Consider the following 15,610-nt stretch of genomic DNA (forward strand, 5'->3'; position numbering starts at 1 on the left):
CCTAGATCGGCAGCTGCGCCGAGCCCCGGATCTCTGCGCGGTCGGAGTGTCTCGACCCAGCGCCGGACCCAGAGGTCAGCGCGCTGCGCGCAGGGCCGCCTCGGTCCGCGACGCCACGCCCAGCTTGCGCAGGATCGCCGAGACGTGCACCGACACGGTCTTGGCCGAGATGAAGAGCCGCTCGGCGATCTGCCCGTTGGTCAGCCCCTCCGCGACGAGCGCGAGCACCTGCTGCTCCCGTGCGGTGAGCGGGTCCGGTCCGCTGGCCGACGGCGGTGCGTCTGCTCCGACCGCACCGGCCGTCCCGGTGCGCCCGGCCGTCCCCGCACGCCCAAGAAGTCCTGCCCGCTCGATCAGGCCCCGCGCGAGCCGGACCACCAGGCCCGCACCGATCTTCTCCGCCTCGGTCACCGCGGCACCCAGCGCCGACCGTGCACCGACGCGGTCGCCCGTCTCCAGCAGCCGCGCGCCCTCGCGGTACAGCGCGTAGGGGCGCAGGTGCGCGGGACGTGGATCCGGCACGTCGACCGCCGCCGTCCACGACCCGGTGCCGAGCTCCGCCTCGAACATCGCCGACCACACGGGGAACGTGGGCCAGCCGGCGCACTCGGCGAGCGCCGCACGGTAGCCGGTGTCGTCCACGACGTGACCGGCCGCGCGCAGGCGGGCGATCGCCTGGGCGGCCACGGCGAGCTGCGGCAGGTCATAGGCCGCGCTGCGCGTGCGGTCAGGGGCGATCACCGCCGACACACGCTCGAGGGCCTCCGCCGGGTCGTCACGCAGCAGGGCGAGCTCCGCCATGGTCGTGCTGGTCCGCGACCTGATCTGCTCCTCAAGACGCCCGAACCGCTCCCAGGTGGCGGCCTTACGGCGGGCTTCGGCCTGCGCCCGCTCGACGTCGCCCCGCCACATCGTGAGCCAGGTGAGGCGCTCGCTCAGGTAGGCGGTGTACACGCTGTCGTGGATCAGCGGCACGATGCGCTCGTACCAGGCGGCCGCCTCGGTCCAGTCGCCGCGCCCGATCCACGCGTCGACGAGGTTCCCCTCGATCATGATCCGGGACCCCTCGGACGAGCCGTGCCGGCGCGCCACCGCGACACCCTCCTCGGCGATCTTCGCCGCGCCTGCCCAGTCGCCGCCGTGCAGCCGGACGTCCGAACCGTTGATGTAGTAGCGGCTCAGCCCCTGCCAGGAGTCCTCGGCCGCCTCGCGGCCGGCGTCGATCTCCGCGAAGCCGCCGGTGTCGCCGAGCTGGACCCGGCTCACCCCGCGCAGGTTCAGGGCGACCGAGACGACCTCGGCACTACCGATCGCGGTGCCGGCCTCGTAGGCGGCCGTCGCGGCCTCGATCCCCTCGTGGGGCCGGCCGTCGAGCATGGCGTGGCGCGCCCGCAGGATGAGGAGCTGGCCGCGCACCGCGTCGTCCCGACCGGGTTCCACGAGCGCGAGGGCCCGGTCGATGAGCCGAGGCCCTTCGTCCGAGCCGGCGTGACCGGCGATGAGCGCCGTGTCGCAGAGAGCCCGCGCGAGACCTGCCGGGTCGTCGTCGGGCCACTCGTCGATCGCCTCGTGCGCCACGGCCAGGGCGCGCGTGGTCCGGGTGGACGCACGCAGGGACTCGGCAACCCGGCGCAGCAGCTCGTGGTGCGGCAGGCCGGCCACCGCCTCGGCGTCGGGCACCTGCTCCCAGAGCTCCAGGGAGCGTTCGCCCAGGGTGACCGCGGTGGACGACGCCGCGCCGTCCGCCGCGGCGTCGTGCCCGACGACGGCGGCCGCCAGCGCCTTGTCGAGCATCCCGGCGCGCCACCAGTGGTCGGCGATCCGGGAGAGCTTCGCGACGGACCGCGCGCGCCGGACGAGGGCGCGCTCCAGTGCTCGCGCGTACGCCGCGTGCAGCCGACGGCGCTCGCCGGGCAGCAGCTCGCCGTAGACGGCCTCCTGGACCAGGGCGTGCCGGAACGTGTACCCGACGTCGGTGGCTACCAGCACCTGTGCGTCGACGGCCGCACGCGCCGTCTCCTCGGGATCGGGCCCGACGCCGGCACCGACGGGCTTGCCCGAGCCTCCCGAGGAGTCCGCGAGGACGTCGTCGAGCACGTCGTGCCACACGCGCGGTCCGGCCGCGGCGACGACCCGGCACAGGGCCCGCGCCTCCCCGCTCAGGCTCCAGTAGCGCAGCAGGAGGATGTCCCGGAGCGAGTCCGGCAGGTCGGTCCCGAGGAAGCCGACGAGCTCCTCGACGTAGAACGGGACGCCCTCGCTGCGGTCGGCGAGGTCCGCGAGCGCCTCCCGCTCGATCCCTTGGTCGTGGTGGCCGTCGCGCCCGGCAGGGGCGCCGAGCAGGTCCTGGGCCATCTCCCGGATCTCTGGCTCGCCCAGGCGGCTCAGGTCGAGGCGGGTCGTGAGCCGGGCCCGGTCGAGCTCGGCCATGACGGCGCGCAGGGGGTGCGTGCGTCCGACGTCGTCGCTGCGATAGGTGAGCAGCAGGAGCAGGCCGGGGGGTGCGGTGCGGGCGAGGCGGAGGGCGACGGCGCGGGTGATGTCGTCGGACCAGTGCAGGTCCTCCATGATCACGGCGACCGGTCGTTCGGCGGCGAACGTGGCCAGCAGGTCGGCGAAGACCTCGGGGATGCGGTCGGCTCCGGCGTCGGACGCCGGCGCGACGAGCTGAGGTGCGACGGCGGACAGGGCGTCGGCCGCAGGTCCGGCCGCTGCGACGGTGGCCTCGGGGCCGATCGCCTGGACCGTCCCGTGCAGGAGGCCGGCGAGGGCGGCGTAGGGAACGGGGCCGGAGCCGGAGTCCGCGCACTGGCCGGAGAGGACCGTGACGCCGTCGGCGCGTGCGGTGAGCTCGTCGAGCAGGCGGGTCTTGCCGATCCCCGCCTCGCCTGCGATCACGATGGTGCGGTTGGTCTGCGAGCGGACGTCGTCGAGGGCGGTCCGGAGCGCGGCGAGCTCACGGGCTCGACCCACCAGGCGGGCGCGCGGAACCGGCATGGGCTCATCGTCCCATGCCGGTCCTGTCGTCGGTCCGCTGGTCATCGCTGCTGGTCATCGCTGCTGGTCACGGTCGTTCCGCACGGGCCGGGTGCCGTGGCGTCAGGCGACGCGCGGACGGGTCCGGTCGGCGTCCGTGGTCCGAGCGGTGCGCTCGGTGGTGCGCACGGCGGTGCGCCGCGCGGCCACGTCCTGGCGGGTGGCGTGCTCGCGTGCGGCCCGTGACTGCTCTGCCCGGCGGTCGAGCTCCTGCTCGTTCCTGCGGTACTCGGCGTAGTCGGAAAACCCGAACATGGTGGTGCCTCCTGGTCGAAGCCGGTCTCTCGCCGGCAGTGGTTCCAGGTTCGTCGCTGAGGTAGCCCGCCCGGATCGGGCGGCCGCCGCATCTTTCGGACCGGTCTCGCCGGCCCGGCCGGACGCGTCTAAGCCATCGCCCTATACGCCCCGCGCGAACGGTTCGGTCGGGTAGGTCGGCCGGTGACCTGCGCGGATGATGCGTACCTGATGGTCCGTTGGCGGGTCGGGGACTTGGCCCCTGGCGTGTGCCGCGTAGGATTGGCACTCGGTTGGCGAGAGTGCTGGAGAGCAGGCAGGAACCCGGGTGCCGTTCCCGGACGTTCTACCTGGGACGGAGGTGAGTGCGGTGAGCGAGGAACGCAGGCTCGATGTCTTGCGAGCGATCGTGGAGGACTATGTCCGGACACGGGAGCCCGTCGGATCCCGCATACTCACCGAACGGCACCGGCTCGGTGTCTCTCCGGCCACCGTGCGCAACGACATGGCGGCGCTCGAGGAGGCTGGGCTCATCGCCCAGCCGCACACCTCGGCCGGTCGTATCCCCACGGACAAGGGCTACCGCCTGTTCGTGGACCAGCTCGCCGAGGTGCGGCCGCTGACCGTGCCCCAGAGGCGGGCCATCGAGACGTTCCTGTCCGAGGCGGTCGACCTGGACGACGTCGTGGCCAGGGCCGGGCGGCTCATCGCCCAGCTGACGGGCCAGGTCGCCGTCGTGCAGTATCCGTCGCTGCGTCGTTCCGGGCTGCGGCACCTGGAGCTGGTGCCGACGGCCGAGGGGCGGCTCCTCGTCGTCGTCATCACCGACACGGGACGGGTGGAGCAGCGTTTCCTCGACGTGCCGGTCGGGATGGACGACGGGACGCTCGGCGAGCTGCGTGCGCGCTTCAACGCCGCGGCCGCCGGCCACCGTCTCACCGAGATCGGCACCGCCTTCGAGCGGGTCACCGAGGCGATGCCGGACGACCACCGGGCGCTGGCCACGGCCGTGGCAGCGGTCGTGACCGCCGCGCTCGGCGAGGAGAGCGAGGAACGCATAGTCCTGGCCGGTCAGGCCAACCTGGCCCGGTCGAGCATGCGGTTCGAACAGGGCCTGCGTCCCGTGCTCGAGGCGCTCGAGGAGCAGGTGGTCCTGCTCGGTCTCCTCACCGACATGACCGACGACGCCGGGGTGGCCGTGAGCATCGGCCACGAGAACCGGCTGGCGGGCCTGGCGGAGACCTCCGTGGTCACGTCCGGCTACGGCTCGTCCGACGGCGACACCGTCGCGATCCTGAGCTCGATCGGCCCCACCCGTATGGACTACCCGGGCACCATCGCCGCGGTGCGCGCCGTCGCGCGCTACCTGTCGCGAGTGCTGCCCAGCTGACATCCCGACCTTCCACAAACCTCCCCACAAAGAGAGACCTGTGACCGACTACTACGAGATTCTCGGTGTTCCGCGCGACGCCTCGCCCGAGCAGATCAAGAAGGCATACCGCAAGCTGGCCCGCGAGCTGCACCCCGACGTGGCAGGCGACGTGGGTGAGGACCGGTTCAAGGACGTGGCGCGCGCCTACGAGGTGCTGTCCAACCCGGACAAGCGCCAGCAGTACGACATGGGGGTGGACCCCACGTCGCCGGGCGGCGGCGCGGGCGGCGGGTTCGGGGCCGGGTTCGGTTTCCAGGACATCTTCGAGACCTTCTTCGGCGGCGGGCAGCCCGCAGGGCCGGTGCCCCGCGCCCGGCGCGGCAACGACGCGCTGGTGCGCCTCGACCTAGAGCTGGCCGAGGCGGTCTTCGGCGCCAAGCGGGAGATCCAGGTCGACACCGCGGTGGCGTGCAACACCTGCGGCGGCGACGGCGCTCGGCCGGGTACCTCGGCGCGCACCTGCGACGTCTGCCACGGCCGTGGCTCCGTGCAGCGGGTCGCCCGCTCGTTCCTCGGCCAGGTCATGACGAACCAGCCGTGCTCCGCCTGCGGCGGCTTCGGCACCGTGATCCCCGAGCCCTGCACCGACTGCTCCGGCGAGGGTCGCGTGCGCTCGCGCCGCACCGTCTCGGTGAACGTGCCGGCCGGCGTCGACACCGGAACGCGCATCAAGCTCTCCGCGCAGGGCGAGGTGGGCCCCGGTGGTGGCCCCGCCGGCGACCTGTACGTCGAGATCCGGGAGCGCGCGCACGACACGTTCGTGCGGCGTGGCGACGAGCTGCACTGCACCCTCCAGGTGCCGATGACTGCGGCCGCCCTCGGTACGGTCCTCGAGCTCGACACGCTGGACGGCCTCCAGGAGATCGACCTGCGCCCCGGCACGCAGCCCGGCCAGGTCATGACCATCAAAGGTCTCGGCGTGGGGCACCTGCACTCGACCGGGCGTGGCGACCTCAACGTGCACATCGAGGTCCAGGTGCCCACGGCCCTTGACGAGGAGCAGACGGCGCTCATGCAGCAGCTCGCGGTCCTGCGTGGCGAGGAGCGGCCCGAGTCGCGGCTCGCGTCGGTCCACGGCGGCGTGTTCTCACGGCTGCGCGACAAGCTGAGCGGGCGCTGACCACCCACCCATGAGCGCACCGGTCTTTCTCGCGGAGGCGTCCACCGCCCATCCGCTGTCGGAGTACGCCGTGGGCTCGGTCTATGTGCTCGACGGCGCGGAGGGCCGGCACGCCGGCGTGGTCCAGCGGCGCGGCCCCGGGGAACGGATCGACGTGGTCGACGGCGCCGGGGTGCGCCTGCGGACCGTCGTCGAGTCGGTGAACGGTGCCGAGGTGCACCTGCGGGTCGAGCGGGCCGACGTCGAGCCGGTGCCCGCCGTCGTCGTGACGCTCGTCCAGGCCCTCGCCAAGGGCGACCGTGACGAGATGGCCATCGAGGCGGCCACCGAGGTCGGCACGGACGCGATCATCCCGTGGCAGGCGGAGCGTTCGGTGGTCGTGTGGCGCGGCGACCGCGCCGCGAAGTCGCGGGCGCGCTGGATCAGCACCGTGCGGGCCGCGACCAAGCAGGCCCGCCGGTGCCGCATCCCCGACGTCGAGGTGCCCCTGTCCACCAAGCAGCTCGCCGCCCGGACCCGTTCCGTCGTCGCGGCGGGTGGGACGGTGGTGGTGCTGCACGAGGAGGCGACGGCAGCCCTCGCGACCGTGCCGCTGCCCGACGCCGGCGAGGTGCTCGTCGTCGTCGGACCGGAGGGCGGGATCTCGGAGGGTGAGGCAACCCTGCTGACGGAGGCGGGCGCGGTCACCGCAAGGCTGGGCCCGCACGTCCTGCGCACCTCGACGGCGGGCCCCGTAGCGATAGCCCTGCTGAGCGAGCGTCTGGGCCGCTGGTCCTGACCTGACCGGCCACGGTCCTCGCCCGGCACAGGGCCGGCTGAGAATGACCCTGGGTACCGAGTCCGGCGGCCGGATCCGGTACCCAAGGCCATTCTGGAGTCAGTCCTGGACGATGAGCTCCACGCGGCGGTTCTTCTCCAGGTCCGCGAAGGTCCTCGGGACGACCAGCGGGTCGCTCTCGCCGTAGCCCTCCGACGTCAGCCGGTCGTGGTCGACGCCCAGCTCGGCCAGCCGGTCGAGCACCTCGTCGGCCCGGCGCTCGCTCAGCCGCCGGTTGTGCGTCTCGGAGCCGCGCGAGTCGGTGTGTCCCTCGATGCGGACCTCCACCTCTGGGTGCTCCTCGAGCACCTCGGCGGCCTCGCGCACCACCCGTCGGCCGTCCCTGGTCAGCCGAGCGCTGTCCGTGACGAACGTGATGTTCGGGATCTCGACCAGGTCCTGCTGGGCCATCTCCCGCTCCGCGCTCGTCGGGGTCCGCCGGGGCCCGTCGCTCTCCGCCTCCGCGTCCCCGTTCGCGTCGTCCGACGGCGTCTCGGTCGGCTCGGGCAACAGCGTCGCCTCGGCGGACGCGACGTCGCCGACGTCGACGACGGCCGTCGACGCGGGGGAGCTCTGCGACAACGAGCTCTCCGTCTCGCCCGCGTCCGCGGACACCGGCCCGTCCGGCCCGTACGCCGCTGCCACCCGGATGCCGTCGACGCCGCTCACGACGTCGGCGGCCTCGATCGCCTCCAGGGCGGTCGGGGCGGTCACGTCAGCGTCCCGACCCGTGATCTCGACGTCCGCCTCGTAGAGGCGGGCCGCGGAGAGCGCCCCCTGCGCGCGCTCCGTCAGGTCCGACTCGATTCGTTCGCGAAACCCGGTGTCCTGGACGGCGGAGAGCGCACCCAGGCCGAGGACCGCGACGACCACCGGGGGCAGCACCGTCCTCAGGCTCATGCCCGCGCCTCGGACCCCGCGGCCTCGGTGTCGCCGTCGGCCGCCGTCTTGGCCTCGTCCTCGCTGATGGCCGCCGCCTTGCCGGCGGCGCCGTCGATCTCGTCGACGTCGGTGTAGTCGACGTCCTTCTTGAACCTCGCGGCGCGGTCCTGCCCGCCGACCAGGTAGTCCTGGTACTCGTCCAGGCCCTTCGTGTCGCTGTCCACGAGGTACTGCGCCTGGTCGGCCCAGCTCGTGGCGGCAGGGGCGAACTTGATGCCGCCCGCGGCGAGCGCCTCGCGGAGCTCGGTCTCGGACGCTCCCGCCACCTTCGCGTACGTCGTGTAGCCGGCGGCCTTGAGCGTGGCGTCGATCTTGGGGCCGATGCCCTCGATGCGGCGCAGGTCCTGGGGCTCCGGCTCGGGCTCCGCCTCGACCGCGGCGGCGGCCTCGGCCTCGTCCGCGGCGATCGCGGCGGCCTTGGCGGCGGCGCCGTCGATCTCGTCGACGTCGGTGTAGTCGACGTTCTCCGTGAACTTCCCGCGTCGCTCCTGGCCGCCGACGAGGTAGTCCTGGTACTCGTCCAGGCCCTTCGTGTCGCTGTCCACGAGGTACTGCGCCTGGTCGGCCCAGCTGGCGGCCGACGGCGCGAACTTGATGCCCTGCCCCGCGACGGCCTCGCGCAGCTCGTCCTCGGTCGCGGCGGCGATCCTGGCGTAGGTCGGGTAGCCCGCGGCGACCAGCGCGGCGGCGATCTTGGGGCCGACGCCCTCGATGCGCCGCAGGTCGTCAGGAACCGCTGCGGTCTCTGCCGTCTCTGCGATCTCTGCCGTCTCCGCGGCGGAGGCCTCTGCCTCCGCACCCGATCCGGCCGTGGCCGTGGCCGTGGCGTCCGCCTCGGCGGCGCGGCGTGCGACGGCCTCGGCCTCGGCGATGACGTCGGCCCTGGCGGCCTCGGCCTCGCCGGCATCGGCGCGGTCCGTGCCGTCCGGGTCGGGGCCCGGCGCGCCGTCCGCGACCGGCGGGACGGTGTCGGCCGCCGGCTCAGCGCCGGCCGCCTCGCTCGTCGCTGCGTCCGAGCCGGACGTGGCGACGGGCTCTGCCTCGGTCGTGGTGCCGGTGCCTGAGGCGGCTACAGCGAGGGCGGGCACGGGCTGCGCGACGGCGTCCGCGCGCGCGGCCGCCTCGGCCTTCGCTGCCGCGTGCTTGCCCTTGGCGCGGCGGCCCCAGACGAGCCAACCGATCCAGATGCCGATCGCGAGACCGATCAGGGCCGCGATGATGATGAATGCGAGCGATTGGGTGATGAACCAACCCACGCGAACCTCCAGGTGACTACTGCAGTGTGTGGTGTGCGGGCGACGACGGGATCCGCTGGGCCGGCACCGAAGAAACGGTGCCGCAGTGAGCCAATCTCCATCGAACGCGGCAAACTCTCCCACATCCCATTCACCCAGGCATTACCAACTGCGGGACGGTACGGAAAACCGGCCGGCGTCCCGCCCGGGCCGCCCGGCCGCTCCCGGGGGCGGGTGGGCGGACGCCGCCGGTAGCCTGCGGAACATGACGAGCACCGACAACGCTGACTGCCTCTTCTGCAAGATCGTGGCGGGGGACATCCCCGCGGATGTCGTGGCGTCGTCGGACACCGCGATCGCGTTCCGGGACATCGCGCCCAAGGCGCCCGTGCACGTGCTCGTGGTGCCGAAGGAGCACTATCCGGACGTGCCTGCGTTCGCCGCGTCGGACCCCGAGGGCCTGGCCGCCGTGATCGGGCTCGCCGACGGCGTCGCGAGCGATCTCGGCGACGGCCAGCACCGCCTGATCTTCAACACGGGGCCCAAGGCCGGGCAGACAGTGTTCCACGTGCACGCGCACCTGCTCGCGGGCGGGGAGCTGCCCGGTCTCGCCTGACGAGCGAAAGACCGTGGCGGTACCCGGGCGGGTCGATAGGATGAGATGTCGTCACCCATACCGCACAGCATCCCTACCGCATAAGGAGCGGATCGGCCCCGCGGGGCCGGCTCATGACAACTTCGTCCAGCACACAGTCCCAGACGCGGATCGAGCACAAGATCGTCGTTCCGGCCCACCTCCCGACGGTCGCGCTCCTCGGGAGCCGGGACTCGGTGCTGCGGGCCGTCGAAGAGGGCTTCCCCGGCGTCGAAATCCATGCCCGTGGCAACGAGATCGCAGTAAACGGACCGGCGGGCGACGTGGCCCTGGTCACCCAGCTGCTCGACGAGCTGATCGAGGTGGTGGAGGCGGGCACCCAGCTCACCCCCGAGGTCGTGAAACGCTCGGTGGCGATGCTGAGCGACGCGTCGGCGTCGCGTCCCGCCGAGGTCCTCACGTTCAACATCCTGTCCAGCCGGGGCCGCACCATCCGGCCCAAGACGGTCGGGCAGAAGGCCTACGTCGACGCCATCGACACCAACACCATCACGTTCGGCATCGGCCCTGCCGGTACCGGCAAGACCTATCTCGCCATGGCCAAGGCCGTGCAGGCGCTGCAGGCCAAGCAGGTCAACCGGATCATCCTGACGCGTCCCGCCGTCGAGGCGGGGGAGCGCCTCGGGTTCCTGCCCGGCACGCTGTCCGAGAAGATCGACCCTTACCTGCGTCCGCTGTACGACGCGCTGCACGACATGGTCGACCCCGAGCAGGTGCCCAAGCTGATCGAGGCCGGCACCATCGAGGTCGCGCCGCTGGCTTATATGCGCGGTAGGTCACTCAATGACGCTTTTGTCGTCCTGGACGAGGCGCAGAACACGTCGACCGAGCAGATGAAGATGTTCCTGACCCGTCTGGGGTTCGGCTCCAGGATGGTGATCACCGGCGATGCCACGCAGATCGACCTGCCGGGCGGCACCACCTCCGGCCTGCGCGTGGTCGAGGACATCCTGCTGGGCGTCGACGACGTCGAGTTCTGCCGCCTCACGTCTTCCGACGTCGTGCGGCACCGGCTGGTGAGCGACATCATCGACGCGTACGCGCGCTGGGACGTCCTCACCGATGACCGGCGCCCGGGCCGTCAGCCGCAGGACCACCGTCAGGGCGGCAACCAGGGGAGCAAGAGGCAGCGCCGGTGAGCATCGAGGTCAACAACGAGTCCGGGTTCGAGGTCGACGAGGCGGAGTTCGCCGCGATCGGCCGCTTCGTGCTCGACTCCATGCGGGTGCACCCGCAGTCGGAGCTGTCGCTCATCTTCGTCGACACCACCGTCATGTCCGACCTGCACGTGCAGTGGATGGACGAGCCGGGCCCCACCGACGTCCTCTCCTTCCCGATGGACGAGCTGCGTCCGGGACGCGACGGTGACGTCACCCCGCCCGGCATGCTCGGCGACATCGTGCTGTGCCCGGAGGTGGCGGTCACGCAGGCCAAGGCCGCCGGCCACTCCACGACCGAGGAGCTCCTGCTCCTGACCACGCACGGGATTCTGCACCTGCTCGGCTATGACCATGCCGAGCCGGAGGAGGAGAAGGAGATGTTCGCGCTCCAGCGCAAGCTCCTCCTGACCTTCCTCGCTACGCGGTGACCGGCGTGATCGATCTGCTCCTCACCCTCGTGATGCTGGTCGGGCTCTCCCTGGCGGGCATGCTCTCGGCCGGAGAGGCCGCGCTCCTGCGCGTCACCCGCGCGTCCCTCACGGAGGCGCTCGCGGAGGCGGAGCTGGGGCAGTCGCCCGAGCCGGAGCGCGCCGCCCGGATCCGGCGCGCCCAGGCGCTCGTCGTGGACCCGACGGCGATCGTCGCCTCCTTCGCGCTCGTGCGTGTCATGTCGGAGGTGGTCGCGATCGCGGCCGGGACCCTGCTGGTGCAGCAGGCGATGCCGGGCGAGGGAGTCCCCGACGAGCTCCCGGTCATGCTCATCGCGCTCGTGGTGGGCGTCGTCATCGGCGTCATCTTCGTGCGGGTGTCGCCGCGCGCGCTCGGCTTCCGCAAGCCGGTGGCCGTGCTCCTCGCGCTGGTGGGCCCGTTGACCGGGGTCTCACGCGCGGTCGCGTGGCTCACCCGGTTCTCGGTGCCGCGGTACGACCCGTCGCCGCCCACCGAGGCCGAGCTGCGCGACATCGCCGACCGGGTGGGGGAGAGCCTCTCGGAGAGCAGCGCGTTCGAGGAGTCCGACCGGGAGCTCATCCGCTCGGTGATCGAGCTGGGCGGCACCATCACGCGTGAGGTCATGGTGCCCCGCACCGACATGGTGACGGTCACCGCGGGCACCTCGCTGGACCGGGTGCTGCGGCTGCTGCTGCGATCCGGTTTCTCGCGGGTTCCGGTGATCGGGGAGTCGGTGGACGACGTCGTCGGGGTCGCCTACCTCAAGGACGTGGTGGCCGCGGTGCACTGGCCGGTGGGCGACGGCGACCCCGGCGCGCGGGAGCCTTCGCGGCGTCCCGCGTCGGACGTGGCGCGCGACGCCGTCTTCGTGCCCGAGTCCAAGCCGATCGACGACCTGCTGCGGGAGATGCAGGCCTCGGCCAGCCACATCGCGCTCGTCGTGGACGAGTACGGTGGCGTGGCAGGCCTGGTGACCATCGAGGACCTCCTCGAGGAGGTGGTCGGTGAGCTCACCGACGAGCACGACACCGTGCCCGTCCAGGAGGTGGAGGACCTCGGCGACGGCGTCCTCCGGGTGCCGGCCCGCCTCCCGGTGGACGAGCTCGGTGACCTGTTCGACCTGCGCCTGGACGACGACGACGTGGACACCGCCGGTGGTCTGCTCGCCAAGGCGCTGGGCAAGGTGCCCCTGGCGGGCTCGTCCGCCGAGGTGGGCGGGATGCACCTCGAGGCGGAGCGGGTGGAGGGCCGCCGCAAGCAGATCTCTACGATCCTCGTGCACCGCACGGAGCCGGCGACCGAGCCGGATGACAGCAACGGTGGTCCCGAGCAGCATGACCACCGTGATCAGAAGCGTGACCAGAAGGAAGTGACCTCGTGAGCGACCAGCCCGCAGTGCATCAGACCGCCGAGCACCGGAGCGGCTTCGCCTGCCTGGTGGGCCGTCCCAATGCCGGCAAGTCCACCCTGACCAACGCGCTGGTGGGGCAGAAGGTCGCGATCATGTCGGCACGGCCGCAGACCACGCGCCACACGATCCGCGGGATCGTGCACCGCGAGGACGCGCAGCTCGTGCTCGTGGACACGCCGGGCCTGCACCGCCCGCGGACCCTGCTGGGCGAACGCCTCAACGACCTGGTGCGCGACACGCTGTCCGAGGTGGACGTCATCGCGTTCTGCCTGCCCGCCGACCAGAAGGTGGGCCCGGGCGACCGGTACATCGCGGCTCAGCTGGCCGAGCTGATGACGGGCCGCCGGGGCAGGCCGGTGGTCGCGGTCGTGACCAAGGCCGACCTCGTGCCGCGCGAGACCCTCATGCAGCACCTCATCTCCGTGGACCAGCTGGCGAAGACCGTCGACCGCGAGTGGGCCGACATCGTTCCCGTGTCCGCGAAGGACGGCTACCAGGTCGAGGAGCTCGAGGCCGTGCTCATCTCCCACCTGCCCGAGGGCCCCGACCTGTACCCGGACGGCGAGCTGACCGACGAGCCGGAGGCCGTCATGGTGGCAGAGCTCGTGCGCGAGGCGGCCCTGGAGGGCGTGCGCGACGAGCTCCCGCACTCCCTCGCCGTGGTCGTGGACGAGATCGTCGAGCGCGAGGGGACCGGCGACCCGGAGAAGGGCAAGCCCGCGCTCCTGGACGTGCGGGTCAACCTCTTCGTGGAGCGTGACTCCCAGAAGGCGATCATCATCGGGCGCGGCGGCTCACGGCTGCGGTCGGTGGGCACCGAGGCGCGCCAGGGCATCGAGAAGCTGCTGGGCCAGCGCATCTACCTCGACCTGCACGTCAAGGTCGCCAAGGACTGGCAGCGGGACCCGAAGCAGCTGCGCAGGCTGGGCTTCTAGCCGAACCGCAAGTTGGGTGTCCACCACTGCCCGGGGGTGGTGCCGAACCGCAAGTTGCACGTCATCGGCGGCGGCGAACCGAAGGTTGCGAGTCCTCCGGCCCTTGTTCGGACGCGCAACCTTCGGATCGGCGGCGGCGGGGACGTCTAGGTTGCGGTTCGGCGGGCGAGCGCGGCGGCAGGGACGTCTAGGCTGCGGTTCGGCGGGCGAACCGCAGCCCGCACGTCCCACCAGTGGCCCCTGCCCGAGGCGGACGCCCTGGCCCAGGAGTGGCTGCACGGAGAGCGCTCGCTGACAGCGAGCGCCTACGCCGGAGCTGCGCGCTTCGCGTCGGGCGCCGGCCGCCACGGCCACCCGGCCTGACTCCCCTTCGAGACCTAGGTTGCTTCGTTTTGAGGGGGCTGAAAGCGAAGAAACCTAGGTTTGGAAGGGGATCAGACGATGGGGCGCGGGACGCGCCAGTTCTTTACCGTCGAGAGGGCAGGGCCGCGGGCGTAGCATCCGAAGGTGTTCTTCCGGACCGTTGCCACCTCCTCCGCGATCCTGGTCGCGCTCGCGGTCACCGGCGCGGTCGCAGGACCGGCCTGGGAGCCCGAACCCGTCACCGACCATCTGGAGCCGGCCACCGTGTCGACGGCGATCGGTGGCACCTCGGCCGACGGCGGCGAGCCGGGCGACCACGAGGTGCGCGAGTCCGCCGTCACGATCCCGCTCGCCGACGGGCTCGAGGTGGCCGGGCTGCTCCGCGAGCCGGTCGGCGCCGACGGGCAGGCCGGTGCCGAGGACCGCCCTGGCATCGTGTTCGTGCACGGCGCGGGCACCGGCAAGGCCGCCGACGCGTTCACGCTGGCCGCGACCGCCCTGGCCAGCGCGGGGATCACCACGCTCGTGCCCGACAAACGGCTGGACAACTACTCCACCCGTCACCGGGACTACGAGGCCATGGCGCGTGACTACGCCCACTCGGTCAGCTACCTGCGCGGTGTCCCCGGCGTCGACCCCGACGCCGTCGGTCTGTACGCGGAGTCGGAGGGCGCGTGGGTGTCGCCGGTGATGATGGTGGACGACCCGCGGCTCGCGTTCCAGGTCCTGGTCTCCGCCCCGGTGGTGCCGCCACGGCAGCAGGCCGCGTACGCCGTCGACAACTACCTGCGGAACACGGACGTGCCCGCCGGCGTCTTCCGCGCGATCCCGCGCGCGGTGGGCATGAAGGTGCCCGGCGGCGGCTTCGAGTACGCCGACTTCGACGTCCGGCCGTGGCTGCGGGAGCAGGAGGACCCGATCCTCGCCGTGTACGGCACGAACGACGCCTCGATGCCGCTCGAGCAGGGCACGCGGGAGCTCGTCGAGGCCGCCGACGACGTGACCGTGCGCTTCTACGACCGCGCGAACCACGGCATCAACGTGGAGACACCCGACGGGCTGCTGCTGCACCCCGACTTCGCGGCCGACGTCGCCGGCTGGCTGCTCGGTCTGCCCGCTACGGCGTCCGCGCCGCCGCAGGTCGCAGGCGCCCAGCCGGAGCAGCTCTACCTCGCGGCGCCGGTGCCCCAGCCGCACTGGTACGGCGACGGCGACTGGCTCGTCGGGGTGGTCATCACCGCGGGCGGGCTGCTCGTCGTCGGCCCGCTGCTCGTGGGCGGTGCGGTGCTGACGGGCCGCCTCGCCCGACGGCGTTCCGGTCGCCCGGGCGCTCGGCTCGCCCCTGGGCTGCGCGCGCCACTGGCGGGGCTGGGCGTCGGCGCTGCCGCGACGACGGTCGCGCTCGTCGCGTACCTCGCCGTCGTCGCACGCCTCGCCCTGGAGTACGAGAAGGACGCGGTAGTGGTCCAGGGCGGCTGGCTCGGCGTGCGGCTGCTCGGCGTCGTGACCGTCGTCGCGGCGGCGCTGCTGCTCGACCGGATCCGCGACCTGCGCGGACGGGTCGTGCTCGTGCCGGGGACCGATCCGGGCGTGCGGGCCACCGCCGTCGTCTCGACCGGCTTCTGGCTCACCGTGCTCGGCGCGACGGCGCTCCTGGTGACTCTGGCGTACTGGGGCGCATACCAGCTCGGCATCTGACGCGCCGCGACGCTGACCGAGGACGGACGGTGGTGGCCACCGCGTCGAGGCCCACGACGTGCTCCCGATCCGGTACGGTCAGCAAGCGCGTCCAGGCTTTTCGGCGGCCGATCGGAACGAGC

The 15,610-nt window shown here is 72.6% G+C and carries 13 protein-coding genes; 9 read left to right on the forward strand and 4 right to left on the reverse strand.

What is annotated here, in order from left to right:
- Positions 1 to 75: 75 nt before the first annotated feature.
- Positions 76 to 2,997, reverse strand: a complete 2,922-nt coding sequence (locus tag APR04_RS01090) for a helix-turn-helix transcriptional regulator (RefSeq protein ID WP_253867290.1) — start codon at positions 2,995 to 2,997, stop codon at positions 76 to 78.
- Positions 2,998 to 3,099: 102 nt separating this feature from the next.
- The gene (locus tag APR04_RS01095; protein ID WP_253867292.1) at positions 3,100 to 3,291 is read right to left on the reverse strand and encodes a hypothetical protein; all 192 of its coding nucleotides are present in this window, start codon (positions 3,289 to 3,291) and stop codon (positions 3,100 to 3,102) included.
- A 349-nt stretch (positions 3,292 to 3,640) separates the two neighbouring features.
- Between APR04_RS01095 and hrcA the strand changes: the two genes are divergently transcribed.
- From hrcA to APR04_RS01110, 3 genes are read left to right on the forward strand one after another with little or no spacing between them, the layout of a single operon-like run.
- On the forward strand, positions 3,641 to 4,660 hold the full coding sequence (gene hrcA, locus APR04_RS01100) for a heat-inducible transcriptional repressor HrcA (RefSeq protein WP_253867294.1): 1,020 nt from the start codon (positions 3,641 to 3,643) through the stop codon (positions 4,658 to 4,660).
- 40 nt (positions 4,661 to 4,700) lie between these two features.
- Positions 4,701 to 5,822 (forward strand): molecular chaperone DnaJ, encoded by a 1,122-nt coding sequence (gene dnaJ / locus APR04_RS01105; protein ID WP_253867296.1) that lies wholly within the window; start codon positions 4,701 to 4,703, stop codon positions 5,820 to 5,822.
- 10 nt (positions 5,823 to 5,832) lie between these two features.
- A complete protein-coding gene (locus APR04_RS01110) occupies positions 5,833 to 6,600 on the forward strand; it encodes a 16S rRNA (uracil(1498)-N(3))-methyltransferase (protein ID WP_253867297.1) in 768 nt (255 codons plus the stop codon).
- A 99-nt stretch (positions 6,601 to 6,699) separates the two neighbouring features.
- On the opposite strand, the gene APR04_RS01115 is transcribed toward APR04_RS01110, so the two are convergent.
- Both APR04_RS01115 and APR04_RS30850 read right to left on the reverse strand, forming a co-directional pair.
- On the reverse strand, positions 6,700 to 7,539 hold the full coding sequence (locus APR04_RS01115) for an OmpA family protein (protein WP_253867298.1): 840 nt from the start codon (positions 7,537 to 7,539) through the stop codon (positions 6,700 to 6,702).
- Positions 7,536 to 8,837 (reverse strand): helix-hairpin-helix domain-containing protein, encoded by a 1,302-nt coding sequence (locus APR04_RS30850; protein WP_253867299.1) that lies wholly within the window; start codon positions 8,835 to 8,837, stop codon positions 7,536 to 7,538. Before APR04_RS30850 ends, APR04_RS01115 begins: the two co-directional genes overlap by 4 nt.
- A 244-nt stretch (positions 8,838 to 9,081) precedes the next feature.
- Between APR04_RS30850 and APR04_RS01125 the strand changes: the two genes are divergently transcribed.
- From APR04_RS01125 to APR04_RS01150, 6 genes are all read left to right on the forward strand, one after another.
- Positions 9,082 to 9,432 (forward strand): histidine triad nucleotide-binding protein, encoded by a 351-nt coding sequence (locus tag APR04_RS01125; RefSeq protein WP_253867300.1) that lies wholly within the window; start codon positions 9,082 to 9,084, stop codon positions 9,430 to 9,432.
- 113 nt (positions 9,433 to 9,545) lie between these two features.
- Positions 9,546 to 10,610 (forward strand): PhoH family protein, encoded by a 1,065-nt coding sequence (locus APR04_RS01130; protein ID WP_253867302.1) that lies wholly within the window; start codon positions 9,546 to 9,548, stop codon positions 10,608 to 10,610.
- Positions 10,607 to 11,059 carry an rRNA maturation RNase YbeY gene (ybeY, locus tag APR04_RS01135; RefSeq protein ID WP_253867305.1) on the forward strand — a complete coding sequence of 151 codons (453 nt, stop codon included), beginning with the start codon at positions 10,607 to 10,609 and terminating at the stop codon, positions 11,057 to 11,059. Before APR04_RS01130 ends, ybeY begins: the two co-directional genes overlap by 4 nt.
- Positions 11,060 to 11,064: 5 nt before the next feature.
- Positions 11,065 to 12,462 carry a hemolysin family protein gene (locus tag APR04_RS01140; RefSeq protein ID WP_253867307.1) on the forward strand — a complete coding sequence of 466 codons (1,398 nt, stop codon included), beginning with the start codon at positions 11,065 to 11,067 and terminating at the stop codon, positions 12,460 to 12,462.
- A complete protein-coding gene (gene era, locus APR04_RS01145) occupies positions 12,459 to 13,427 on the forward strand; it encodes a GTPase Era (protein ID WP_253867308.1) in 969 nt (322 codons plus the stop codon). Before APR04_RS01140 ends, era begins: the two co-directional genes overlap by 4 nt.
- 507 nt (positions 13,428 to 13,934) lie before the next feature.
- Entirely contained in the window at positions 13,935 to 15,488 is a 1,554-nt protein-coding gene (locus APR04_RS01150) for an alpha/beta hydrolase family protein (RefSeq protein WP_253867310.1), read from the forward strand.
- Positions 15,489 to 15,610 lie beyond the last annotated feature (122 nt).

The organism is Promicromonospora umidemergens, assembly GCF_024171995.1.
GTDB lineage: Bacteria > Actinomycetota > Actinomycetes > Actinomycetales > Cellulomonadaceae > Promicromonospora > Promicromonospora umidemergens.